Source organism: Haloarcula salinisoli (genome assembly GCF_019599405.1).
Classification (GTDB): domain Archaea; phylum Halobacteriota; class Halobacteria; order Halobacteriales; family Haloarculaceae; genus Haloarcula; species Haloarcula salinisoli.
Genome location: NZ_RKLQ01000002.1, coordinates 504,977 through 522,370, shown reverse-complemented (window position 1 = coordinate 522,370; position 17,394 = coordinate 504,977). Strand labels below are relative to the sequence as shown.

Annotated in this window: 23 protein-coding genes; 9 read left to right on the top strand and 14 right to left on the bottom strand. The window is 66.3% G+C overall.

The annotated features are described in order from the left end of the window. The first annotated feature begins 16 nt into the window (after positions 1 to 16). Positions 17 to 892: a DUF7351 domain-containing protein gene (locus EGD98_RS11855; RefSeq protein WP_220588581.1), complete on the top strand. Its 876-nt coding sequence runs from the start codon at positions 17 to 19 to the stop codon at positions 890 to 892. Positions 893 to 949: 57 nt separating this feature from the next. Here EGD98_RS11855 and EGD98_RS11850 read toward each other — a convergent pair whose 3' ends face one another. The 4 genes from EGD98_RS11850 to EGD98_RS11835 form a co-directional block, all read right to left on the bottom strand. After that, entirely contained in the window at positions 950 to 1,525 is a 576-nt protein-coding gene (locus tag EGD98_RS11850; RefSeq protein ID WP_220588580.1) for an NADPH-dependent FMN reductase, read from the bottom strand. A 177-nt stretch (positions 1,526 to 1,702) separates the two neighbouring features. Further along, a complete protein-coding gene (locus tag EGD98_RS11845; RefSeq protein ID WP_220588579.1) occupies positions 1,703 to 2,596 on the bottom strand; it encodes an alpha/beta fold hydrolase in 894 nt (297 codons plus the stop codon). Between the two features lie 90 nt (positions 2,597 to 2,686). Continuing rightward, positions 2,687 to 3,541: a ZIP family metal transporter gene (locus EGD98_RS11840; RefSeq protein ID WP_220588578.1), complete on the bottom strand. Its 855-nt coding sequence runs from the start codon at positions 3,539 to 3,541 to the stop codon at positions 2,687 to 2,689. A gap of 32 nt (positions 3,542 to 3,573) precedes the next feature. After that, positions 3,574 to 4,263 carry a helix-turn-helix domain-containing protein gene (locus EGD98_RS11835; protein ID WP_328762775.1) on the bottom strand — a complete coding sequence of 230 codons (690 nt, stop codon included), beginning with the start codon at positions 4,261 to 4,263 and terminating at the stop codon, positions 3,574 to 3,576. An 84-nt stretch (positions 4,264 to 4,347) separates the two neighbouring features. Here EGD98_RS11835 and EGD98_RS11830 point away from each other — a divergent pair, with 84 nt between their 5' ends. Continuing rightward, entirely contained in the window at positions 4,348 to 4,953 is a 606-nt protein-coding gene (locus EGD98_RS11830) for a methyltransferase family protein (RefSeq protein WP_220588577.1), read from the top strand. Here the strand turns inward: EGD98_RS11830 and EGD98_RS11825 are convergent. Further along, positions 4,950 to 6,086 (bottom strand): site-2 protease family protein, encoded by a 1,137-nt coding sequence (locus EGD98_RS11825; RefSeq protein ID WP_220588576.1) that lies wholly within the window; start codon positions 6,084 to 6,086, stop codon positions 4,950 to 4,952. The two genes, EGD98_RS11830 and EGD98_RS11825, sit on opposite strands and share 4 nt — an antisense overlap. A gap of 90 nt (positions 6,087 to 6,176) precedes the next feature. Between EGD98_RS11825 and EGD98_RS11820 the strand changes: the two genes are divergently transcribed. From EGD98_RS11820 to EGD98_RS11805, 4 genes are read left to right on the top strand one after another with little or no spacing between them, the layout of a single operon-like run. Next, entirely contained in the window at positions 6,177 to 6,803 is a 627-nt protein-coding gene (locus EGD98_RS11820; RefSeq protein WP_220588575.1) for a rhomboid family intramembrane serine protease, read from the top strand. 48 nt (positions 6,804 to 6,851) lie between these two features. Beyond that, the gene (gene thiE, locus EGD98_RS11815) at positions 6,852 to 7,508 is read left to right on the top strand and encodes a thiamine phosphate synthase (protein ID WP_220588574.1); all 657 of its coding nucleotides are present in this window, start codon (positions 6,852 to 6,854) and stop codon (positions 7,506 to 7,508) included. A 44-nt stretch (positions 7,509 to 7,552) separates the two neighbouring features. Continuing rightward, positions 7,553 to 7,906: a MarR family transcriptional regulator gene (locus EGD98_RS11810; protein WP_220588573.1), complete on the top strand. Its 354-nt coding sequence runs from the start codon at positions 7,553 to 7,555 to the stop codon at positions 7,904 to 7,906. Next, a complete protein-coding gene (locus EGD98_RS11805) occupies positions 7,906 to 8,244 on the top strand; it encodes a type II toxin-antitoxin system PemK/MazF family toxin (protein WP_220588572.1) in 339 nt (112 codons plus the stop codon). The genes EGD98_RS11810 and EGD98_RS11805 overlap by 1 nt, the downstream gene beginning before the upstream one ends. 21 nt (positions 8,245 to 8,265) lie before the next feature. Here EGD98_RS11805 and EGD98_RS11800 read toward each other — a convergent pair whose 3' ends face one another. After that, positions 8,266 to 8,514 carry a glutaredoxin family protein gene (locus EGD98_RS11800; protein WP_220588571.1) on the bottom strand — a complete coding sequence of 83 codons (249 nt, stop codon included), beginning with the start codon at positions 8,512 to 8,514 and terminating at the stop codon, positions 8,266 to 8,268. 78 nt (positions 8,515 to 8,592) lie between these two features. On the opposite strand from EGD98_RS11800, the gene EGD98_RS11795 reads away from it, so the two are divergent. Both EGD98_RS11795 and EGD98_RS11790 read left to right on the top strand, forming a co-directional pair. Then, on the top strand, positions 8,593 to 9,525 hold the full coding sequence (locus EGD98_RS11795; RefSeq protein WP_220588570.1) for an oxidoreductase: 933 nt from the start codon (positions 8,593 to 8,595) through the stop codon (positions 9,523 to 9,525). A gap of 48 nt (positions 9,526 to 9,573) precedes the next feature. After that, a complete protein-coding gene (locus EGD98_RS11790; protein WP_220588569.1) occupies positions 9,574 to 10,659 on the top strand; it encodes a hemolysin family protein in 1,086 nt (361 codons plus the stop codon). Positions 10,660 to 10,843: 184 nt separating this feature from the next. Here the strand turns inward: EGD98_RS11790 and EGD98_RS11785 are convergent, their stop codons facing one another. Further along, positions 10,844 to 11,146, bottom strand: coding sequence for a cupin domain-containing protein (locus EGD98_RS11785; RefSeq protein ID WP_220588568.1), 303 nt, complete (start codon positions 11,144 to 11,146; stop codon positions 10,844 to 10,846). A 117-nt stretch (positions 11,147 to 11,263) separates the two neighbouring features. On the opposite strand from EGD98_RS11785, the gene EGD98_RS11780 reads away from it, so the two are divergent. Continuing rightward, entirely contained in the window at positions 11,264 to 11,425 is a 162-nt protein-coding gene (locus EGD98_RS11780) for a ribbon-helix-helix protein, CopG family (RefSeq protein WP_220588567.1), read from the top strand. 60 nt (positions 11,426 to 11,485) lie between these two features. On the opposite strand, the gene EGD98_RS11775 is transcribed toward EGD98_RS11780, so the two are convergent. The 7 genes from EGD98_RS11775 to EGD98_RS11745 form a co-directional block, all read right to left on the bottom strand. After that, a complete protein-coding gene (locus EGD98_RS11775; RefSeq protein WP_220588566.1) occupies positions 11,486 to 11,665 on the bottom strand; it encodes a hypothetical protein in 180 nt (59 codons plus the stop codon). Then, positions 11,662 to 12,015 (bottom strand): HalOD1 output domain-containing protein, encoded by a 354-nt coding sequence (locus EGD98_RS11770; protein WP_220588565.1) that lies wholly within the window; start codon positions 12,013 to 12,015, stop codon positions 11,662 to 11,664. Before EGD98_RS11770 ends, EGD98_RS11775 begins: the two co-directional genes overlap by 4 nt. A 75-nt stretch (positions 12,016 to 12,090) precedes the next feature. Further along, on the bottom strand, positions 12,091 to 12,741 hold the full coding sequence (locus tag EGD98_RS11765; RefSeq protein WP_220588564.1) for a helix-turn-helix domain-containing protein: 651 nt from the start codon (positions 12,739 to 12,741) through the stop codon (positions 12,091 to 12,093). Positions 12,742 to 12,829: 88 nt separating this feature from the next. Continuing rightward, on the bottom strand, positions 12,830 to 14,062 hold the full coding sequence (locus EGD98_RS11760) for an MBL fold metallo-hydrolase (RefSeq protein WP_220588563.1): 1,233 nt from the start codon (positions 14,060 to 14,062) through the stop codon (positions 12,830 to 12,832). A gap of 325 nt (positions 14,063 to 14,387) precedes the next feature. Continuing rightward, positions 14,388 to 16,328: a PAS domain S-box protein gene (locus tag EGD98_RS11755; protein WP_220588562.1), complete on the bottom strand. Its 1,941-nt coding sequence runs from the start codon at positions 16,326 to 16,328 to the stop codon at positions 14,388 to 14,390. Between the two features lie 24 nt (positions 16,329 to 16,352). Further along, positions 16,353 to 16,592 (bottom strand): hypothetical protein, encoded by a 240-nt coding sequence (locus EGD98_RS21295; protein WP_413229585.1) that lies wholly within the window; start codon positions 16,590 to 16,592, stop codon positions 16,353 to 16,355. A 116-nt stretch (positions 16,593 to 16,708) separates the two neighbouring features. Beyond that, a complete protein-coding gene (locus EGD98_RS11745) occupies positions 16,709 to 17,020 on the bottom strand; it encodes a WNWW family protein (RefSeq protein ID WP_483867031.1) in 312 nt (103 codons plus the stop codon). Between the last annotated feature and the right edge of the window lie 374 nt (positions 17,021 to 17,394).

Below are 17,394 nucleotides of genomic sequence, written 5' to 3'. Positions count from 1 at the left end.
GACCGACACCGCCGGTATGGTCGCGAACGAACGAACAGACATCTCGCCGGAGGACGCGTTCGGACTGGTGGGCCACGAGCTCCGCATCGCCATCCTGCGGGAGCTTGGCAACGCCGAGGCGGGGCGGCTGTCGTTCTCTGCCCTCCGTGAGCGGGTCGGCGAACGGGACAGCGGGAAGTTCAACTACCACCTCTCGAAGCTGGAGGGTCGGTTCGTCGCCAAGACGGACAGCGGAGAGTACGCGCTGACCTACCCCGGCCACCGCGTCGTCGACGCCGTCCAGGGCGGCGCCTTCCACCAGCAGACCGGCGTCGACCGCGAGCCGGTGTCGGGGTCGTGTCTCGACTGCGGGGGCGACCTGGCCTTTAGCTACAAAACCATCGCGGGCGGCCGGGTCGCCTGTCTGGACTGCAAGCGGCGCTACCTCCGCCATCCGTTCGACCCCGGCGGGCTCGTCGACCGCGAGGGCGACGAACTCGGTCGGGCCTTCGACCGCGTCGCGCGGGCGAACTGGGCCCAGGCCGGCGCCGACGTCTGCCCCGTCTGCTCGGGCCACGTCGCGTCGTGGGTCAGGTCGGACGCGCCCGAGAAGGCCGTCGCGGTCCGGGGCCACGACGTGACGGTGGGCTACGACTGCCAGCAGTGTAGCTACCACGCCAACGTCCCGCCCGGCGCACTCCTGCTCGGCCACCCAGATGTCCAGGGGTTCTGTGCCGACAACGGCGTCGACGTGCGGGCACGCCGGCTCTGGGAACTCCCCTTCGTCGTCGACCCCGACGCCGTCGCCGTCCGGGGCGAGGACCCCTGGGAAGTGGCGGTGACAGTGGCCGCTGGCGACGCCGAACGGGTCGCCGTCGTCGACGGATCGGGGACGGTGACCGCGTTCGATTAACCGTCCGCGACGGTCACGGCGTTCGACTAGTCGTCCACGGGGAACCAAACGGGTCGACTAGTCGTCTGCCGGCACGGCACAGGCCCCGGCGGGCGGGCGCTCCCCGACGGCGGCGTGTTCGACGGCCCCCTCGCCGAGGTCGGCCAGTCGCTCGCGGTCGCTCTCCGGGAGTTCGTCGCCGACGCTGTGGGAGTCGGTGACGGCGGCCTGCGTCGGGAGGACCCAGGCCTCGAAGGCCCGACAGACCTCCCGGAGATGCGACAGCGCGGGCAGCGGGAACCCGCCGCCGGCGACGGCCAGCAGGCCCACGGTAGTGTCCTCGAACTCCTCGAAGCCACAGTAATCCAGCGCCGTCTTCAGCACGGAGCTGTAGGAGCCGTGGTACATCGGCGTCCCCAGGATGACCGCGTCGGCGGCCTCGATGCGGTCGGTCAGTTTCGCCACGTCGGCCGGCGGCTCGGCGTTCGGGTCGAAGGTCGGCAGGTCGTACTCCCGGAGGTCCAGAAGTTCGGTCTCGGCACCGCGTTCCGCGGCCGCCGCCAGGGCACAGCCGGTCGCTCTCCGCGTGACACTCCCGTCGTTCAGGCTCCCGACGACGCCGACGACCAGCGGTCGGGACTGCTTCGGTGACATGTGAGAAGCCAGGTGCGGACACCACCTTAATGTTCGCAGAACGATAATTCTGTTTGCGGCGTTACAGAAACGCATTTCACCATGCTCGGTAGCCAGTGGTTCGTGACGCGACCCAGAGTATGCACAGCCAGAAAGCCCCGGCTGTAGCGAGCGACTACTGTAGTTATGTCCAGGACGTCAGGCCTCGATATGCGCCAGTAGTAATTCGCCGACACGTTCGGGATACTCATGGAGAATCCAGTGGGTCGCGTTCGGGAACTGTTCGAGGTTGCTCTGGGCACAGAGTTCCATGCTCTCTGGTGCCAGTTCAGGGACGAGAGCCTGGTCGTTTTCACCCCAGATGAGCAACGTCGGTGGCGCCACCTGCGTCCGTGGTGGCTCAGTGTCGTACTGGACGAGTGCTCGGTACCAGTTTATCATCGCTGCTGGCGCACCGGGCTCTGCCCACGCCTGTCGATACCGCTCGAAATCTGTCTCGCTGAACGTTCCAGATCTGGAGGGGCCGTTCATGACGGACACCCACGTGTCGAACTGGTTCTGTTCGACCCGCTTCTCCGGCGCATTCGGCTCTTGAAACGAACAGATGTACTGGCTTTTCTGCCGTTGTCTGGGATTCGACTGGAGCGCGTCGGTGAACACGGTCGGATGCGGCATATTGACGATACCGAGTCGGTCGACAGTTTCCGGCGACCGCAGCGCGACGTGCCACGCAACGGTGCCACCCCAATCGTGGCCGACGAGATGGGCGCTGTCACACGCTTCGGTAGCGAGCAGGGCGACGATATCCTCGGCGAGGGTCGCCACACGGTAGGGACGGATGCCATCCGGTTTCTCACTCCGGTTGTAGCCGCGTTGGTCGGGGACGAGCACGCGATATCCGGCCTGGACGAACCACTCGATATACGCCGACCACGCATACCAGAATTCAGGGAAGCCGTGAAGCAGCACGACGACTGGGTCAGCAGGGTCGCCTGCCGATACGATGTGCAGCGTCACGTCGTTTACCTCCCGGAACGTCCGTTCCACGGACGGAATATCCGGGAGTGGGGCGTTTGGAGCCGTTTCAGACATCATCTCACCCGCTGTGGTTCACTATCACAGTGTGTCCGCTATTGAATCTGTGCCCGATACCGAGTGTCACGCCATCCTGAACCGCACTCTTCACCCCGCCAGCGCGATATCCAGATACAGCATGACGATAGTGCCGGCCATCAGCCCCAGCGTCGCGACCCGCTCGTGACCGCTCCGGTGGGTCTCGGGGATTATCTCGTCGGAGATGACAAAGAGCATCGCGCCCGCGGCAAAGCCCATCGCGTAGGGGAGCAGCGGTTCGACGGTGGCGACGGCCACAGCCCCCAGAATCGCGAGCGGAATCTCGACGACACCCGACCGCAGCCCGGCGACGACGGCATACAGCCGTCGGTCCAGCCCGGCGTTGATGGCGGCCACCGACACGGCCAGCCCCTCGGGGACGTTCTGGATGCCGATGGCGAGCATCAAGGAGACGGCCGCCCCGAGCTGTGCGGGGTCGCTGGCCGCCGCGCCGAAGCCGACGCCGACGGCCAGTCCCTCCGGCATATTGTGCAGCGTGATGGCGAGGATGAAGAGGACGACGCCGGTGAGTCGCTCCTCGTCGACCGGGAGCGACTCGGTGGGTTGGGCCGCGTCCGACCGCTTGCTGCCGGTCAGCAGGTAGTGCGCGTGGGGAACGAAGCGGTCGGCCTGGTCGAGGAAGAGCGCACCGAGTGCCACACCGAACAGCGTCGGCAGCGGGTTGCCACCCGAGTACTCCTCGATGCCGGGGATGATGAGGCTGGTAAAGGCGGCCGCGAGCATCACGCCCGCGGCAAAGCCCAGCGCGACGTCCAGTGCCCGTTCGGAGGGGTCGCGCCAGACGAACACCAGCGACGCCCCGAAGAGGTTCATCCCGGCGATGACCAGCCCGCCGAGCAGTCCCAGCACCAGCGGGTCCGAGCCGCCGACCGACGATATCGTCTCGACGAGACCTGACTGCATCGTCCCCTGCTGTGTGACCCGAGGGTTTGTAGCTACCGCTCGTCGAGCGCCCGGCGGCTGTACCGGCCGACGAGTCGGCGCATGACACGCGCCTCGGCTTCCTGCAACAGGGTCGAGGCCGTGCTCTCGGCGCAGTCGAGTGCGCTCGCTACGTCGGCGACGCCGGCCTCCCGGGGCACCTCGTAGAACCCAAGCGCCGCGGCAGTCTCGGCGGCCTCCAGCTGGCGGGCGGTGAGGTCGCCGACGACCGGCGCGTGCCGGCGGTCGTACTCGCCGATTGCCTCGACGGTCACGTCGATGTCGTCAGGCAGGTCCGAAAGCATCGCCTGGAGGTCCGCGCCGGTGCCCACGAGCGTCATGTGGAAACTGGCGTCGCTGTCGTACACCACGGGCGGGACGGGCGCGACGTTCAGGTCGGCAAAGGCCCGGCGCCAGGAGATGTCCTCGTCTCTGGTCTCCTGGCAGATGTAGACGTAGAAGGCGTCGTCGTCGATTTCAGTCAGGTCGTACCACCGGATGGAGTCGACGCCGGCAAGCGCCGCCTCGTAGGGCTCACGGTCGGCCTCGACGTAGAAGAGGACGTACTCGACGGGCCGCTCGCTGGCCATCCCGGTCCAGGCCTGGAGCTCCTCGTAGTCGACGTGGTCCTCGTCGCGGATGAACTCCTGCATCGGGTGGAGCATCCAGCCGGGCTGGCGCATGGTGACGTCGAGATACTTCACAGCGGCCCGACGACCGGGTGCATATTTAAATTCCCTAGTCAGTTCGTGAGAACAGCCTCCGGCGTCGACGGTAAACGACCGCTCATGGAACTCTCGATGGCAGTCGTCGCGGCGGTCCTGGGCGCCCTCGCGAAGGGGACGAACCTGGTCGGGACGGTAACGAGCGCGCTCGGCTGGACCGACTTCTACCCCTTTGGCGAGCGTAACTGGCAGTTCTACCTCCACTGGGGGTTGGAACCAGTCCACAACGTCGCCCTGCTGTACGTCGCCTACGCCGGCTGGAACAGCCTCGGCGCGCCACTCGGCCTCCAGGCGGTCGCCGGGACGGTGTTCGTCGTCACGTTCGCGGGTGCGCTCGTGGCCGGGTCTGACCTGGGCACCGAGGAGACGAGCGGTCTGGAAGGGGAGTTGCGAACCGGCGGCTGGTACCGCTACTCGCGCAACCCGCAGTACGTCTGTTACATCGTCGCGACGGTCGCGTTCGCCGTCCTCGCGGCCACCCCGCTGGCGATGGCACTCTGTGCCGTCGCGCTGGTCACCTGGTTCGTCCTCCCCTTCGCCGAGGAGCCCTGGCTCCGCGAACAGTACGGTCGAGAGTACGAACGGTACGCCGAGCGGGTCCCGCGATTCCTCGGCGTCGCGTCGGCCCGGGCACTACTGGGTGAGGAGAGCGCGAGCGGAGCCGACTAGAACGGCCCGTCGGCCCGCTCCAGCCGGCGCATCTCCATCGCCGAGGTGAAGTCCTCGCGGGAGACGACGTGGGTGCCCTCGGGACTCTCGACGAGCGCGGACGTCGCCCTGCCGGTGTCGAGTTCGACCAGCGCGTCGAAGGCGGACATCGCCGAATCGAGCCGCGGGAGGTCGGTCACCATCAGGTCGGCGACGGTGTCGGCCTCGCGCTGGGCCTTCGAGAGCTCCTTGAAGTCCGCGACGGTGACGACGCCGACCACCTCGCCGGCCTGCGTGACGGTGAACTCCGTCGAGCGCTCGGCGAACATCCGGTCGACCAGCTCCTCGACGGTGGCGTCGGCGTCGATGGTGAGCCGCGTCGGGCTGGCGACATCGCCGACGGTCAACCCCTCCAGGAGGTCCGCCAGCGCGACGGTCCGGGACTCGCCGCTGGCCGCGGCGTAGATGAACAGCGCCAGCAGCAGCAACATCGGCGCGAAGTTGAGCACGCCGACGACGGCAAAGAGGATGGCAAAGGAGGTCCCGATGCGGGAGGCAGTGCGGGTCGCCGAAGCGTAGGACCGCTTCCGCGCAAGCAGCGACCGGAGCACGCGCCCGCCGTCCATCGGGAACGCCGGCAACATGTTGAACCCCGCGAGGACGAGGTTCGTCACCGCGAGCCAGCCGACGACGAACAGCGCCACCGTCGCGTTGGCCGGCAGGGCGACCAGGATGGCGTAACAGGCCACACCGGTGAGAACGCTCGTTATCGGCCCCGCGACGGCGATCCAGAACTCCTTTTGCCACTCACGGGGGAACGTCTTGAAGCTGGCCAGCCCGCCGAGAATCCACAGCGTGATAGACTCGACCTCCAGGTCGTAGCGCATCCCCGCCCAGGCGTGGCCCAGTTCGTGCAGTGTGACGCTGACGAACAGTCCGACGGCGGCGAGGGTGCCGACGACCCACGGCGTCGACCCCGCCAGCAGGACCGAGATGTCCAGTTCGGTGCCGGCGAGCGCGCCGACGATGCCAGCGTAGGCCGCTATCTGGGCTCCGCTGCCGATGAGCCAGGCAAGGACCGGCAGGAAGACGAGCAGCGAGATGTTGACCCGTATCGGAATCCCCCAGACTCTCGTGATGTGGAAGTTTCGCACGTCGAGAGGGACGGAACGACGGGAGTAATATCTTCGGCATTCGGGGCGGGAAAAGAGATTCAAGCGTGGCGCGAAACCGACAAGCGTAGGATGGACGTGTCGGCGAGACGGGTGGTGGGATACGTCCCCGTCACAGTGCTGGGAATCGCGCTGGTGAGCGGCGCCCTCGCGGCCGGCGGAATCAGGTTCCACGACGTCTTCGAGTTCGAGGGACTCCCGTGGTTACTGAACCCGTTCAACTACACCGTGAACATGCTCTTTCACGCGGACTGGGGCCACTACGCCGGGAACATGCGGCTGTGGCTCCCCTTCGGCATCCTCATGACCTGGCTCACCAGTAACCGACACGTCCTCTGGCTGGTGGTCACAATCGGCTTCGGAAAGACCGCGACGGGCATCCTCATCCAGGGGCCGACGGTCGGTATGAGCGGCGTCGTCTTCGGGGTCGGTGCCGCGGTGCTCGTTCGGTCGACCGGGTACGCGCTACAGGACTCGTCGCTCGAGACCCTGCAGATCATCGTCTTTGGCCTGCTGACGCCGCTGGCCACCGGGTTCCTCCTCGTCATGATATTCGCCGGACCACGGTGGATCGCCGATTTCTCACATTTCCTCGGCTTCCTGTTCGGGGGTGCCATCGAAGCGATGTACGTCTTCGACGAGCACGAGGACGGGAGAGACAGCGAGGGACGCACGATTTCGAAGACCGTCGGTCGGTGATTATCCGGAAACACAAGAGACAGGCCGGCAGCGTCCCCAGGGCCAGCCATGCCCGACTGGAGCGTCTATCTGGTGACCGGGGAGTCGCTGTCGGCGGGGCGGTCCACCCGCGAAATCGTCGAGCGAGCCATCGAGGGGGGCGTCGGTGTCGTCCAGTTACGCGAGAAGGACCAGAGCGTCCGCGAGCGCTACGAGATGGGCCGGGAGATTCGCGACCTGTGTCGCGAGGCCGGCGTCACGTTCGTCGTCAACGACCGTGTCGACCTCGCCCAGGCCCTCGATGCCGACGGCGTCCACCTGGGTGACGACGACCTGCCGGTGCCGGTCGCCCGGGAACTGCTGGGTGCCGAGGCTGTCATCGGCCGGTCGGTGTCGACAGTCGCGGCCGCGAAAGCGGCCGCGGACGCCGGTGCGGACTATCTGGGCGTCGGGACCGTCTACCGCACCCAGTCGAAAGACGATATCCCCGAAGACGAGCACGGCGTCGGCCCCGAGCGGGTGGCCGAAATCGCCGACGCTGTCGACATCCCGCTGGTCGGTATCGGCGGCATCACGGCCGAGAACGCCGACGCGGTGGCCGCGGCCGGCGCCGACGGCGTGGCCGTCATAACGGCGATTACGCGGGCCGAAGACCCGGCGGCGGCGACGGCGGCGCTGGATGAGGCCGTCGAGCGGGGGAAACAGGAGCGGGCGTCGGGACTGTAGGGAGCGCCGTTACAGCTATTACATTCGATTACATATCTCCAGATATGCCCATCGACATCGACCGCTTCGAGGAGGAATCGGTCGAAGAACTCCGCGCTGGCGGGCCGACGAACGCCGAGGAGATTCTCGGGTTTCTCGCTACCCATCCCGGACAGGCATATACGCCAAAGGAGATTCACGAGGCCACGGCTGTCGCCCGGGGGAGCGTCGGCGTAGTGCTCTCCCGGCTGGAGGAGCGCGGGCTCGTGCGTCATCGAGGGGACTACTGGGCACTCGGTGACGTCGAGGACGTCGAGACGACGCTCAGTTCGCTCGGCGTCGCCCGGACAGTCACCGAGCGATTCGGACCCGAGGACCCCGACGAGTGGGGGCCAGGGATAGATTCTGAGACGGAGTAATGAGCTACGAACAGGGCGAAGTCTGGTGGGGTCCGGCACCACATAAATCGGGGCCCGCCTACAGACCGTGGGTAGTCGTCAGCGACCGGACACAGCCGTTTGCGCACACCGAGTGTATCGGACTTGCGATGACGACACAGCAGCACGAGTCGGGCATCACTGTCCCCGAAGATGCGTGGGTTCGGGGAGGGTCCCAGAAGCAGTCGTACATCTCGCCGTGGTACACGGCAACGCTCAAGCATCGGGACCTCGACCGCCAGCAAGGAACTCTCGACAGTGCGCTCGTCGCGACAGCAATCGAAGCCTTCCACAGCTACACCGCAGCTGCGGACGAGTGAGGCCCACTCTCGTGGAATTGCTCACTCCGACAGCTTCCGGCGCAGTCGCGCCTCGTCCACCCGGTATTTGAACGCCGGTGAGCCGTCGAGCAGGACGTAGGGCACCCGCTCGCCGTACTCCTCGCGGAGTTGCTCGTCCGTGTCCACGTCGACCAGGTCCATCTCGACCGCGACGCCTTCCTCGTCGGCGACCCGTTCGATGGTGTCGATGGCTTCCGCACAGAGGTGACAGTTCTCGCGGGTGTAGACGGTGACCGAGACGTCGCTCATCGCCGGAGTGTAGGTCCCCGACGCTAAAAGGTCCACAGATTGCGAGGATTTCTGTGGGTGGGGTGCCAAAATCGGCGTATGTCACGCTGGATAGTCGAAGAGATGTCGCCGATGGAGGGGGAGACGGTGGTCGTCACCGGCGCCAACAGCGGGCTCGGCTACGAGGCGACCAAGGCCTTCGCCGACGCCGACGCGACCGTGGTGATGGCCTGCCGGAGCGAGGAGCGTGGCGAGGAGGCCGCGACGGATATCCGCCGCGAGATACGGGGCGGGAATCTGGAGGTTCGGGTCTGTGACCTGGCGGACCTCGACAGCGTCGCGACCTTCGCCGAGGGGCTCCGCGAGGAGGCCGACGGCATCGACGTGCTCTGTAACAACGCCGGCGTGATGGCCATCCCCCGTCAGGAGACGGCCGACGGCTTCGAGAAGCAACTCGGGGTGAACCACCTGGGCCACTTCGCGCTGACTGGTCACCTGTTGCCCGAACTCCGCGCGAGCGAAGGTGAGAGCCGCGTCGTCACGCAGTCCTCACAGGCCCACACCGCCGGCGAGATGGACTTCTCGGATCTACAATCGGAACGCGAGTACGGCAAGTGGTCGGCCTACGGCCGCTCGAAGCTGGCGAACCTCCTCTTTGCCTACGAACTCCAGCGTCGACTGGCCGAGAGCGGGGCCGACCTGAAAAGTGTCGCCTGCCATCCGGGCTATGCCGCCACGGACCTGCAGTTCCGGGGGCCCCGGGAGATGGAGTCTAACGTGCGGCTGAACGTGATGAAAGTCGCCAACAAGCTGTTCGGCCAGTCGGCCGAGCGTGGGGCCTTGCCGATGCTGTACGCCGCGACCAGCGACGCGGTCACGGGCGGTGAGTACGTCGGTCCCAGCGGGTTCATGCGAATGCGCGGGTCACCGGAGTTCCAGGAATCGAACGCCGCCTCGAAGAACGAGGCCGACGCCGAGCAGCTCTGGACCGTCTCCGAGGAGCTGACCGGCGTCGAGTACGACTTCGAGTAGCCGAACCATCAGGTTTTCAGGTGACGACGCGGAACGCCCGGCCAGCCTATGCAACCGGTCGAGATAGCGCTGCGGCTGCTCGCCGGGGTCGCGCTCATCCTCGCCAACGGCTTTTTCGTCGCTATCGAGTTCGCGCTGACCCGGGCACGGCAGTTCACCGAGTCGGAGTTCGTGGGGGACGGGAACCCGGCACTGGAACGGGCCTGGGAGATGACGGACGACCTCGAGATCTACCTGACGAGCTGTCAGGTCGGTATCACGGCTTCCTCCATCGCCGTCGGTATCGTCGCCGAGCCAGCTCTGGCCGCGCTGTTCGAGCCGACCTTCGCCGGGTCGCGACTGGCCGGCATCGGGCTGGGGGCCGCCATCGCCTTCGCCATCATCAACCTCGTCCACCTCACCCACGGCGAACAGACGCCGACCTACCTCGGAGTGGAGCGCTCCCGCTTCGTCTGTCGGTACGGCGCGACACCGCTGTACTGGTTCGCCAAGCTCATCTCGCCGCTCATCTCCGTCGGCGACAGCGTCGCGAAGTGGACGCTGGGCCTCTTCGGCGTCGAGATGTCCGGCGCGTGGCTCGAGACCGAGGAGGACGTCATCGAGAGCCGCGGAGACCTCCGAAACAAGCTCCATGCGACGCTGGAGGAGGGCGACCTCTCCGAGGAACGGCGCGAGGAAGTGCTGGCGGCGCTGCACGCCGGCGACCAGCAGGTCCGGGACGTGATGGTCCCAGCCGCGGACGTCGTCGCGCTCTCGACGACCGACGGCGACGCCGAGAACGCCCACAAGGTCGCCGAGACGCCCCACACCCGGTATCCGCTAATCGGCGAGAACAGCGACGACCTGCTGGGCATCGTCTACGTCCCCGAACTGCTCCGGGCGGCGAACGCACAGTCCGGCGACGACGACCTGCTCGCGGGCGTCGAGCTCGAAGCCGTCGCCGCGCCGCCGATGACGATATCGGCCGACACGAGTGTCAGCGACGCCATCGACCGCTTCCAGGCTGAGAGTCAGGAGCTGGCCGTTGTGTTAGAAGACGGCGAGGTGCTGGGCCTGCTCACCGTCACCGACGCGCTGGAGGCCGTCGTCGGCGACATCCGCGACCCGATGGACGAACAGGCTGGGGTGGCATAGCGAGACACCGACCGCAGGGAGGTGTCTCGAAGCGGAACGGCGACCATCGGGAGCCGTGGAGCAGTAGCGAGGGTCCTCACTCCGTTCGGACCCTCGAAGCGATGCGGTGAGCACCGCGAGCCGTCGAACAGTAGCGAGACACCGACCGCAGCGAAGACCCTCGAAGCGACGCGACAGACGAGTGCTATCGGGGCGGCGTGTAGAAATTCACCGTCTCCAGCGGTTCCTCGCCGTCGTTTGCGATACCGTGGCGCTCGCCGGCCTCGATACGGAGCAGGTCGCCGGCCTCGATGCGCTGCTCGTCGCCGTCGACCGTGGCGACGCCCGTCCCCGAGACGACGAACAGCCACTGGTCGCTGTCAGGGTGGTAGTTGTCGGGGCCGCCGACGCTGCGGCCGGGTTCGACGGTCATCTCGGCGGCCTGTGCCTCGTCGGTCCCCATGACGACCTCGAAGTAGCGGTCGAAGTCGAGGTGCGTACGCTCCATGCTGGTGGATGGGTGGCCGTCGAGGTGTGGCTTTCGACAGCGAGCCGCGGGGTGTCACACGCGCGGGGGACGGCCGTCTGACGAGGGTATTTATCCGGTCGGCACCGCTCAAAACCCATGGACGAAGCGTTCCTCAACCTCGAAGAAGTCGACGTCGAGCTGGACGAGGCGCTGCTGGAAGCGGTCGACGACAAGGCCTTCGCGGACCACCGGGACAACCGCGATGCCGCGGTCCGGGACCTGCTGGACGAGTGGTTGAAACAGCGCGGCGACTGCTGACGGTGTGCTCGGAGTCGCCCTGACTACCGGTGTGGTGTCGGCACGGCCCGACGCCGACAGTCACCCGGTTTTCTTTTCCATTTCAGTGACGACGACGTCCCAGTCGGGATGCTCGGCACCGTTTCGACACTCCCACGCGCCTTCGACGTCGATACCGCTGGTGTGGGCCCGGTGCAAGAGCGCCTGCAGTCTGGTGTGGAGTTCGCGCTCCGAGGAGACCGATGAGTCCCCGTCGGTCATAGCTGACTACCCGCCCCAGTCCAGGCCTCGGCCCGCTGGGTTGGCGACGGTGACACGGCGACTTCGCCGTCGCCGTAGACCGTGACCGTATACCCCGCTAGCTGGAGTGTGACCGCTATCGCGTCACTGTCGGCCGGCCGTCCGGACATGAACGCGTCGAGTGCGTCGGTGTCGATGGTCTCGTGCAGCGGCTGCAGTTCCATCGGGTCCGTCTCAGTCACTTCCGACAGCGCCGCGACGACAGCCATGCTGGCCGTCGTCATGTCCCGGTTGTACTCGAACCGGTGGCGTTCGGCACCCGTCTGGGACTCCAGCGGCTCCAATTCGACACCGGCTAGTGTAATTACCATTACAGCCCGTAGCGCCCTGAACCAGTTTACTCTGGGTACTTACTATACAGGGGGTTTAAACAGGGCCGCCGTCGGTCAATCGGCCTGGTCACGTACCAGCGTCCCACCGATGAGTCGCCGGTGGCCGCGTCTGAGACGCGAGGAGAGCGACTGCTGGGTGATACCGAGTTCATCCGCGATTTCTTCGAGCGACGCCATCCGCGGCGAGTCGAAGTAGCCGCGTTCGTAGGCCAGCACGAGCGCCTCCCGCTGGGGGTCGGTCAGTTCGTAACTGTCCCCCTGGAGCGGGAGCAGCGAGTGAACGGCCGTGACTTCCAGCGGGATATCGTGGTCCTGACAGAGCGTGCGAAACTCGCTAATCGCCGACCGGTCCTCGCCCCTGACCTCGAAGTCCCACCCGTCTTTGGTTCCGACCCCCGAGAGAACGACGACGTTGGCCTTCCCCAGGGCGTTCAGGATGCCGAAGTACTCCGTTTCCCACTCGGCACGCATGAGGTATTCGTCCTCGACGCTGTCGATGAGTTCGACGTCGACCACGCCGGCGTGGGCTTCGAACGCGGCTTCGATGTCGCTGGCGGCGGCGCCACGGACCCAGAAATAGGGGATTATCAGCGTGTCGTGTGGGATGAGTCGCTCCAGTTCCACCGTCACCTCCGAGAGGTTCTCGAAGACGGTCCCCAGCGGGAACTCGTCGGCCGGACTGGTAAACTCGATGACAGTCGCCATACGACCGCTTCGTCCCGACACGAAATAACACACAAGCGTGGTACATCATGCCCGAGACGGCAGCGCTATCGCGAGAGTGGCGTGCTGTTCACAGCTCGACGGTCTCGCCCAGCGTCGGCGCACGCGCCTCGAACCCCTCGCCGCGAAGTTCCTCGGCGAAGGCGGCCGTGCGGTCGCCGTGGACAGTGAGAACGGGCGTATCTCGGTAGCTCTCGAGGAAGTCGAGCAGGCCCTGCCGGTCGGCGTGGGCGGAGAACTCGTGGAGTTCGACCTGCGCGCTGACGGGCATCACGCGGCCGTCGAGTTCGGCGCTCCCAGTGTCGAGTAGCTGACGGCCGGGCGTTCCCTCGACCTGATACCCCGTCAGCGCGACCTTGTTCGTCGGGTGGTGGCGGATGGCGGGGACGTAGGTCATCGCGGGGCCACCGCTGAGCATTCCCGAGGTGGTGATGATGACAGTGTTCTGCTCGGCGATGCGCTTTCGCTGTCCATCGCGACCCGTCACGAACCGGGCGCTCGACGTCGCCCCGCGAAGTGCGTCCCCATCGCGGAGAAACTCGGGGTGGCGTTTCAGTTGCTTCGTCACCCGCTGGCCCATTCCGTCGACGTAGCAGTCGATGTCGTGGGCGGCACAGACTAACATCGCCTCCTGCGTGCGGCCAATGGCGAAGGCCGGGACGACGACGGTCCCACCTTCCCACACCGTCTGCTGCACGCTCTCGGCGAAGCGCTGCTCGACGGTATCGCGGGCCTCGTGGGACACGTCCGAATACGTCGACTCGCAGATGACCACATCAGCGTCGGGTCGGGCGGTCGAAGGCGCGACGAGGCGCTGGTCGCCGGTGTGAAAGTCGCCGGTGTAGAGCAGGCGAGTGTCCCCGTCATCGACCAGCACGTGGGCGCTGCCGGGGATATGACCCGCGTTGTAGAGCGTTATCTCGTAGCCCGCAGCCTCGAAGGACTCCTCGTAGCTATGCGTCTCTGAGGCCTGCGTGAGTCGGCGCACGTCGTTCTGGGTGAAGGGACAGCGCGGCGTCGAGCCGTGGAGTTTCAGCGTGTCCTCGGCGAGCGTGGTCGCCAGTTCTCGGGTTGGGGGCGTCCAGTGAACCGGCGGCAACTCGCCCGAGGACATGAGCGCCGGCACCGCGCCGGCGTGGTCCAGGTGGCCATGAGAGACCACGACGGCGTCGGGGTCGACGTCGCCGACCGGATACTGTGGCGGGGACTCGCTGGCCATCCCGTAGTCGAGCAACAGCGAGTCGTCTAGGAGCACGGCACTGCGGCCTATCTCGTCGGCCCCACCCAGGAACTGGACCTCCATCTGGGCGAGGGTAGTCGGTCAGGCCGTTTGCCTTCGTCGGTTCTGGCCGGCAGAACAGCCGGACAGGACCGGCAGTTCCCGGTGGCAGTGTTTAGGAAGGAGAGCCGGACCGCGAACAGCCAGAAAGCCCCGCCCCTTTCATTCCGGCCATGCCGGCTGACAAACCGGCTACGGGCGGGATGAAAGGGGCGGCCTGCTACACGAAGGTGGACGAAGTAAGCACCGCAGGCCGGAGGCCGAGGAGCGCAGCGAGTCCCCCGAGTGTAGCAGGACGGGGCTTTCTGGCTCTCTGAATTGTTCCAGTAAACACGGCTGTACCCTCAGGCTATCGTAACAGCGCCGTCGGTCGCCGGGCGGCGTCCTCGATGGACTGGTCGGCCGCGATAGCGGGAAGTCGGAGCGTCGCGACGGTGCCGTCGTCGACCGAAAGCTGGAACGAGCCGCCATATTGGGTGACGACCCAGTTGACGAGCCAGAGCCCGAGCCCCTTCCCGTGTTCGAGCGGGGTCTCCTGGCCTGCTTCGACGACGGCGACCTCCATCGGCGGGATGCCGGGACCGTCGTCGGCGACAGTCACGACGACCCAGTCGCCGTCGTCGCGGGCGGACAGCGAGACCGTCGTGTGGTCGTCGGGGTCGTGGGTGACGGCGTTGGTCACCAGCTCGTCGATGGCGGTCTCAAGCTCGGTGCCGGCACAGATGTCCCGGTCGGTGTCGACGCTGATATCGACCGTCGCGCCCTCACGATGCTGGTCGGCGACGCCCGAGAGGAGTTCGGTCGGGTCGATTCGGTCCGGTTCGCGGGCCGCCTTCGCGATTTTCTCCAGCTCACGGGCGCGCTCGCTGAGCGACACCAGCCGTCGGAGCGGCCGCCGTATCTTCGCCTGAATGTCCATCCCCTCGGGCGACTCGTGGATGAAGTCGGTGTACCCCTCGATGACGGTGAGCTCGTTGCGGAGGTTGTGCCGGAGGACGCGGTTCAGCAGTTCGACGAGGCGGGTGATGCGCTGTTGCTCGGTGACGTCCTGCTGGAAGCCCAGATAGTGGGTCACCGTTCCGGTATCGTCGGCGATCGGCGTCACGGTGATGCGGTTCCAGAACGGGGTCCCGTCGCGCCGATAGTTCAGAATCTGGGCCGTCACCGGTCGCTGGGCGTCGATACCCTCCCGAAGTGTCCTCACGCCCTCGTCGTCGGTGCCGGGCCCCTGGAGTATCCGGCAGTTGTTCCCGATTATCTGGCCCTTACTGTAGCCGGTGACCGTCTCGAAGGCGTCGTTCGCGTAGACGATGGGATTGTCCCGTGCCGTGGCGTCGGCCATGGTGATGGGGACCTCGGCGGCGTCCATCGCCCGGGTCCGGAGCCGGAGCTCCGACTCGCGCTCCTTGCGTTCCGTGATGTCGCGGCCGACGCCCTGGACGGCGGTGACGGCGTCGTCGTCCGTGATGGGCGTCGCGTTGACCTCCATGGAAACCTGGTGGCCGTCCCGATGGGTGAACGCGATCTCCAGTCCCTGGACCGTCTCGCCGTCCAGCAGCCGCGTGAACGCGGACAGCGCCGACGGCGTCGTGCCGTCGCTGACCAGCGTCGCGAAGTTGTCGCCGACGAGTTCGTCTGGCTCGTAACCCAGCACTCGCTCGACGGCCTGTGAAACGTAGGTCAGTTCGCCGTCGGTGTCGATACGGTAGAGGACGTCGAAGCTGTTCTCTGCGATACCCTCGAACCGGCGTTTCTCGGTCTCGATCTGGGCCGTCCGTTCGGCCTGCTCGCGCTCGTAGGCCCGGCGCTCGATAGCCCGGCCGGCCAGCCGAGCGACGAGTTCGACGAACAGTTCCTCGGCCTCCGAGAACGGTCGCTCGCGCGGCTCCTGGTCGGCGAAACAGACCGTCCCGTAGACGTCTTCGTCGACGACGATCTTGCAGCCGATGTACGAGCCCAGCCCGAACGCCTCGTAGGCCTGCTGGGGGACCTCGGCCGACGACGTGGCGTCCTGAACGCTCAGGTGCCCGTCCAGCTGGACGGTCCGCCGACAGTAGGCCTCGTCCAGCGGACACTGCTCGCCGGCCTGTATCGCTGCGTGGTCGCCGACAGCGTGTTCGATGTACTGTGTCCCGTCCTCGATACGCGTCAGAAACCCGATTCCGACACCGAGGCGACCCACACCGGCCTCAAGCGCGGCCTCGACGGCCGCCGCGAGCGACTGTCGCCGGTCGGCGAAGGCTTCGTACACCTGCTCGCGATGGGCCGCCTTGGAATCCGGCTGGTTCATGGGAGAGAAGGTCGTTCCCACTCGTTAGCATTGGACAGGTATAGTCTCTCTGCCGATAGAAACCGCAATAGCAGTACTGAAACGCCGCCACCCTCGTACACCATGGCCCATGTGTCGTTGCCACAGTACGCTGGACTGCGGCCGTGGGATTCGGTACCACCGGTTATGTGGACTGATAACACTACCACATAAACAATTATTATGATTGACGAACAAGGTGTGTTTGCTATGGCAACACGCCAGCAAACCCCGACCACGTACCACACGTGCACATGCGGCGAGGAGTTCGAGACGACGGAGGCACTCCTCGACCACGCACGAGAGGCTCACGGGCTCTCAGTATTCTGAGGCTGGCGCTCGAAATTTGGGGTCGCGGACGCCTAGGACTGCCTGCCCACGTCCGGGCGAACGCTGAACCGCGCGTACCCACCGTGTGAGAGGTCCAGGGCCCCCAGCCACCAGTTCCACCGCTCGGCCAGTGCGTACTCGTCGGGAGCGTCATGCAGGTTCTCGACGACCGTCTCGACGGTGAGTTCGCCGCCGAAGTCCGCGTCGAACTGCCCCCCGTCGGCCATGTCGCCGGCCTGTCGCGCCACTACCCCGGCCGCCCCCGCGTCGTCGAACGTCTCTGACAGCACCCGTTCGAGTTCCTGTCGGTCCACACCCCTGTCTGGTGTGCTATCGTCTTGAATCTACGGCTAGGGACAGCCAAGGCTGAACCTGTGACCGAGCGTAGTGTGAACAGCCAGAAAGCCCCGTCCTGCTACACTCGGGGGCCTCGTTGCGCTCCTCACTCGCTCCGCTCATTGCGGTGCTTACGTCGTCCACCTTCGTGTAGCAGGCCGCCCCTTTCAGTCCCACCCATGCCGGCTGGCCAAACAGCTACGGGTGGGACTGAAAAGGGCACTGCTCTCAGCGAACCCCGGCGATGCAAGCACCGCAGGCCGCAGGCCGAGGAGCACAGCGAGTCGCGGGAGCTGAGAGCAGTGGGGCTTTCTGGCTGTCAATAGTTTCGGGATATAAAACTGCAGAAGCGACTCAGGCACCGCTATCCGACCAACACGCG

Excerpts from the sequence above, each read along its gene's own strand:
- EGD98_RS11830 (WP_220588577.1), top strand. The coding sequence starts at position 4,348 with ATGGAACTCTCGATGGCAGTCGTCGCGGCGGTCCTGGGCGCCCTCGCG.
- EGD98_RS11805 (WP_220588572.1), top strand. The coding sequence starts at position 7,906 with ATGAGCTACGAACAGGGCGAAGTCTGGTGGGGTCCGGCACCACATAAA.
- EGD98_RS11795 (WP_220588570.1), top strand. The coding sequence starts at position 8,593 with ATGTCACGCTGGATAGTCGAAGAGATGTCGCCGATGGAGGGGGAGACG.
- EGD98_RS11840 (WP_220588578.1), bottom strand. The coding sequence starts at position 3,541 with ATGCAGTCAGGTCTCGTCGAGACGATATCGTCGGTCGGCGGCTCGGAC.
- EGD98_RS11845 (WP_220588579.1), bottom strand. The coding sequence starts at position 2,596 with ATGTCTGAAACGGCTCCAAACGCCCCACTCCCGGATATTCCGTCCGTG.
- EGD98_RS11820 (WP_220588575.1), top strand. The coding sequence starts at position 6,177 with ATGGACGTGTCGGCGAGACGGGTGGTGGGATACGTCCCCGTCACAGTG.
- thiE (WP_220588574.1), top strand. The coding sequence starts at position 6,852 with ATGCCCGACTGGAGCGTCTATCTGGTGACCGGGGAGTCGCTGTCGGCG.
- EGD98_RS11770 (WP_220588565.1), bottom strand. The coding sequence starts at position 12,015 with ATGGTAATTACACTAGCCGGTGTCGAATTGGAGCCGCTGGAGTCCCAG.
- EGD98_RS11855 (WP_220588581.1), top strand. The coding sequence starts at position 17 with ATGGTCGCGAACGAACGAACAGACATCTCGCCGGAGGACGCGTTCGGA.
- EGD98_RS11765 (WP_220588564.1), bottom strand. The coding sequence starts at position 12,741 with ATGGCGACTGTCATCGAGTTTACCAGTCCGGCCGACGAGTTCCCGCTG.
- EGD98_RS11810 (WP_220588573.1), top strand. The coding sequence starts at position 7,553 with ATGCCCATCGACATCGACCGCTTCGAGGAGGAATCGGTCGAAGAACTC.
- EGD98_RS11800 (WP_220588571.1), bottom strand. The coding sequence starts at position 8,514 with ATGAGCGACGTCTCGGTCACCGTCTACACCCGCGAGAACTGTCACCTC.
- EGD98_RS11790 (WP_220588569.1), top strand. The coding sequence starts at position 9,574 with ATGCAACCGGTCGAGATAGCGCTGCGGCTGCTCGCCGGGGTCGCGCTC.
- EGD98_RS11780 (WP_220588567.1), top strand. The coding sequence starts at position 11,264 with ATGGACGAAGCGTTCCTCAACCTCGAAGAAGTCGACGTCGAGCTGGAC.
- EGD98_RS11850 (WP_220588580.1), bottom strand. The coding sequence starts at position 1,525 with ATGTCACCGAAGCAGTCCCGACCGCTGGTCGTCGGCGTCGTCGGGAGC.
- EGD98_RS11785 (WP_220588568.1), bottom strand. The coding sequence starts at position 11,146 with ATGGAGCGTACGCACCTCGACTTCGACCGCTACTTCGAGGTCGTCATG.
- EGD98_RS11755 (WP_220588562.1), bottom strand. The coding sequence starts at position 16,328 with ATGAACCAGCCGGATTCCAAGGCGGCCCATCGCGAGCAGGTGTACGAA.
- EGD98_RS11760 (WP_220588563.1), bottom strand. The coding sequence starts at position 14,062 with ATGGAGGTCCAGTTCCTGGGTGGGGCCGACGAGATAGGCCGCAGTGCC.
- EGD98_RS11775 (WP_220588566.1), bottom strand. The coding sequence starts at position 11,665 with ATGACCGACGGGGACTCATCGGTCTCCTCGGAGCGCGAACTCCACACC.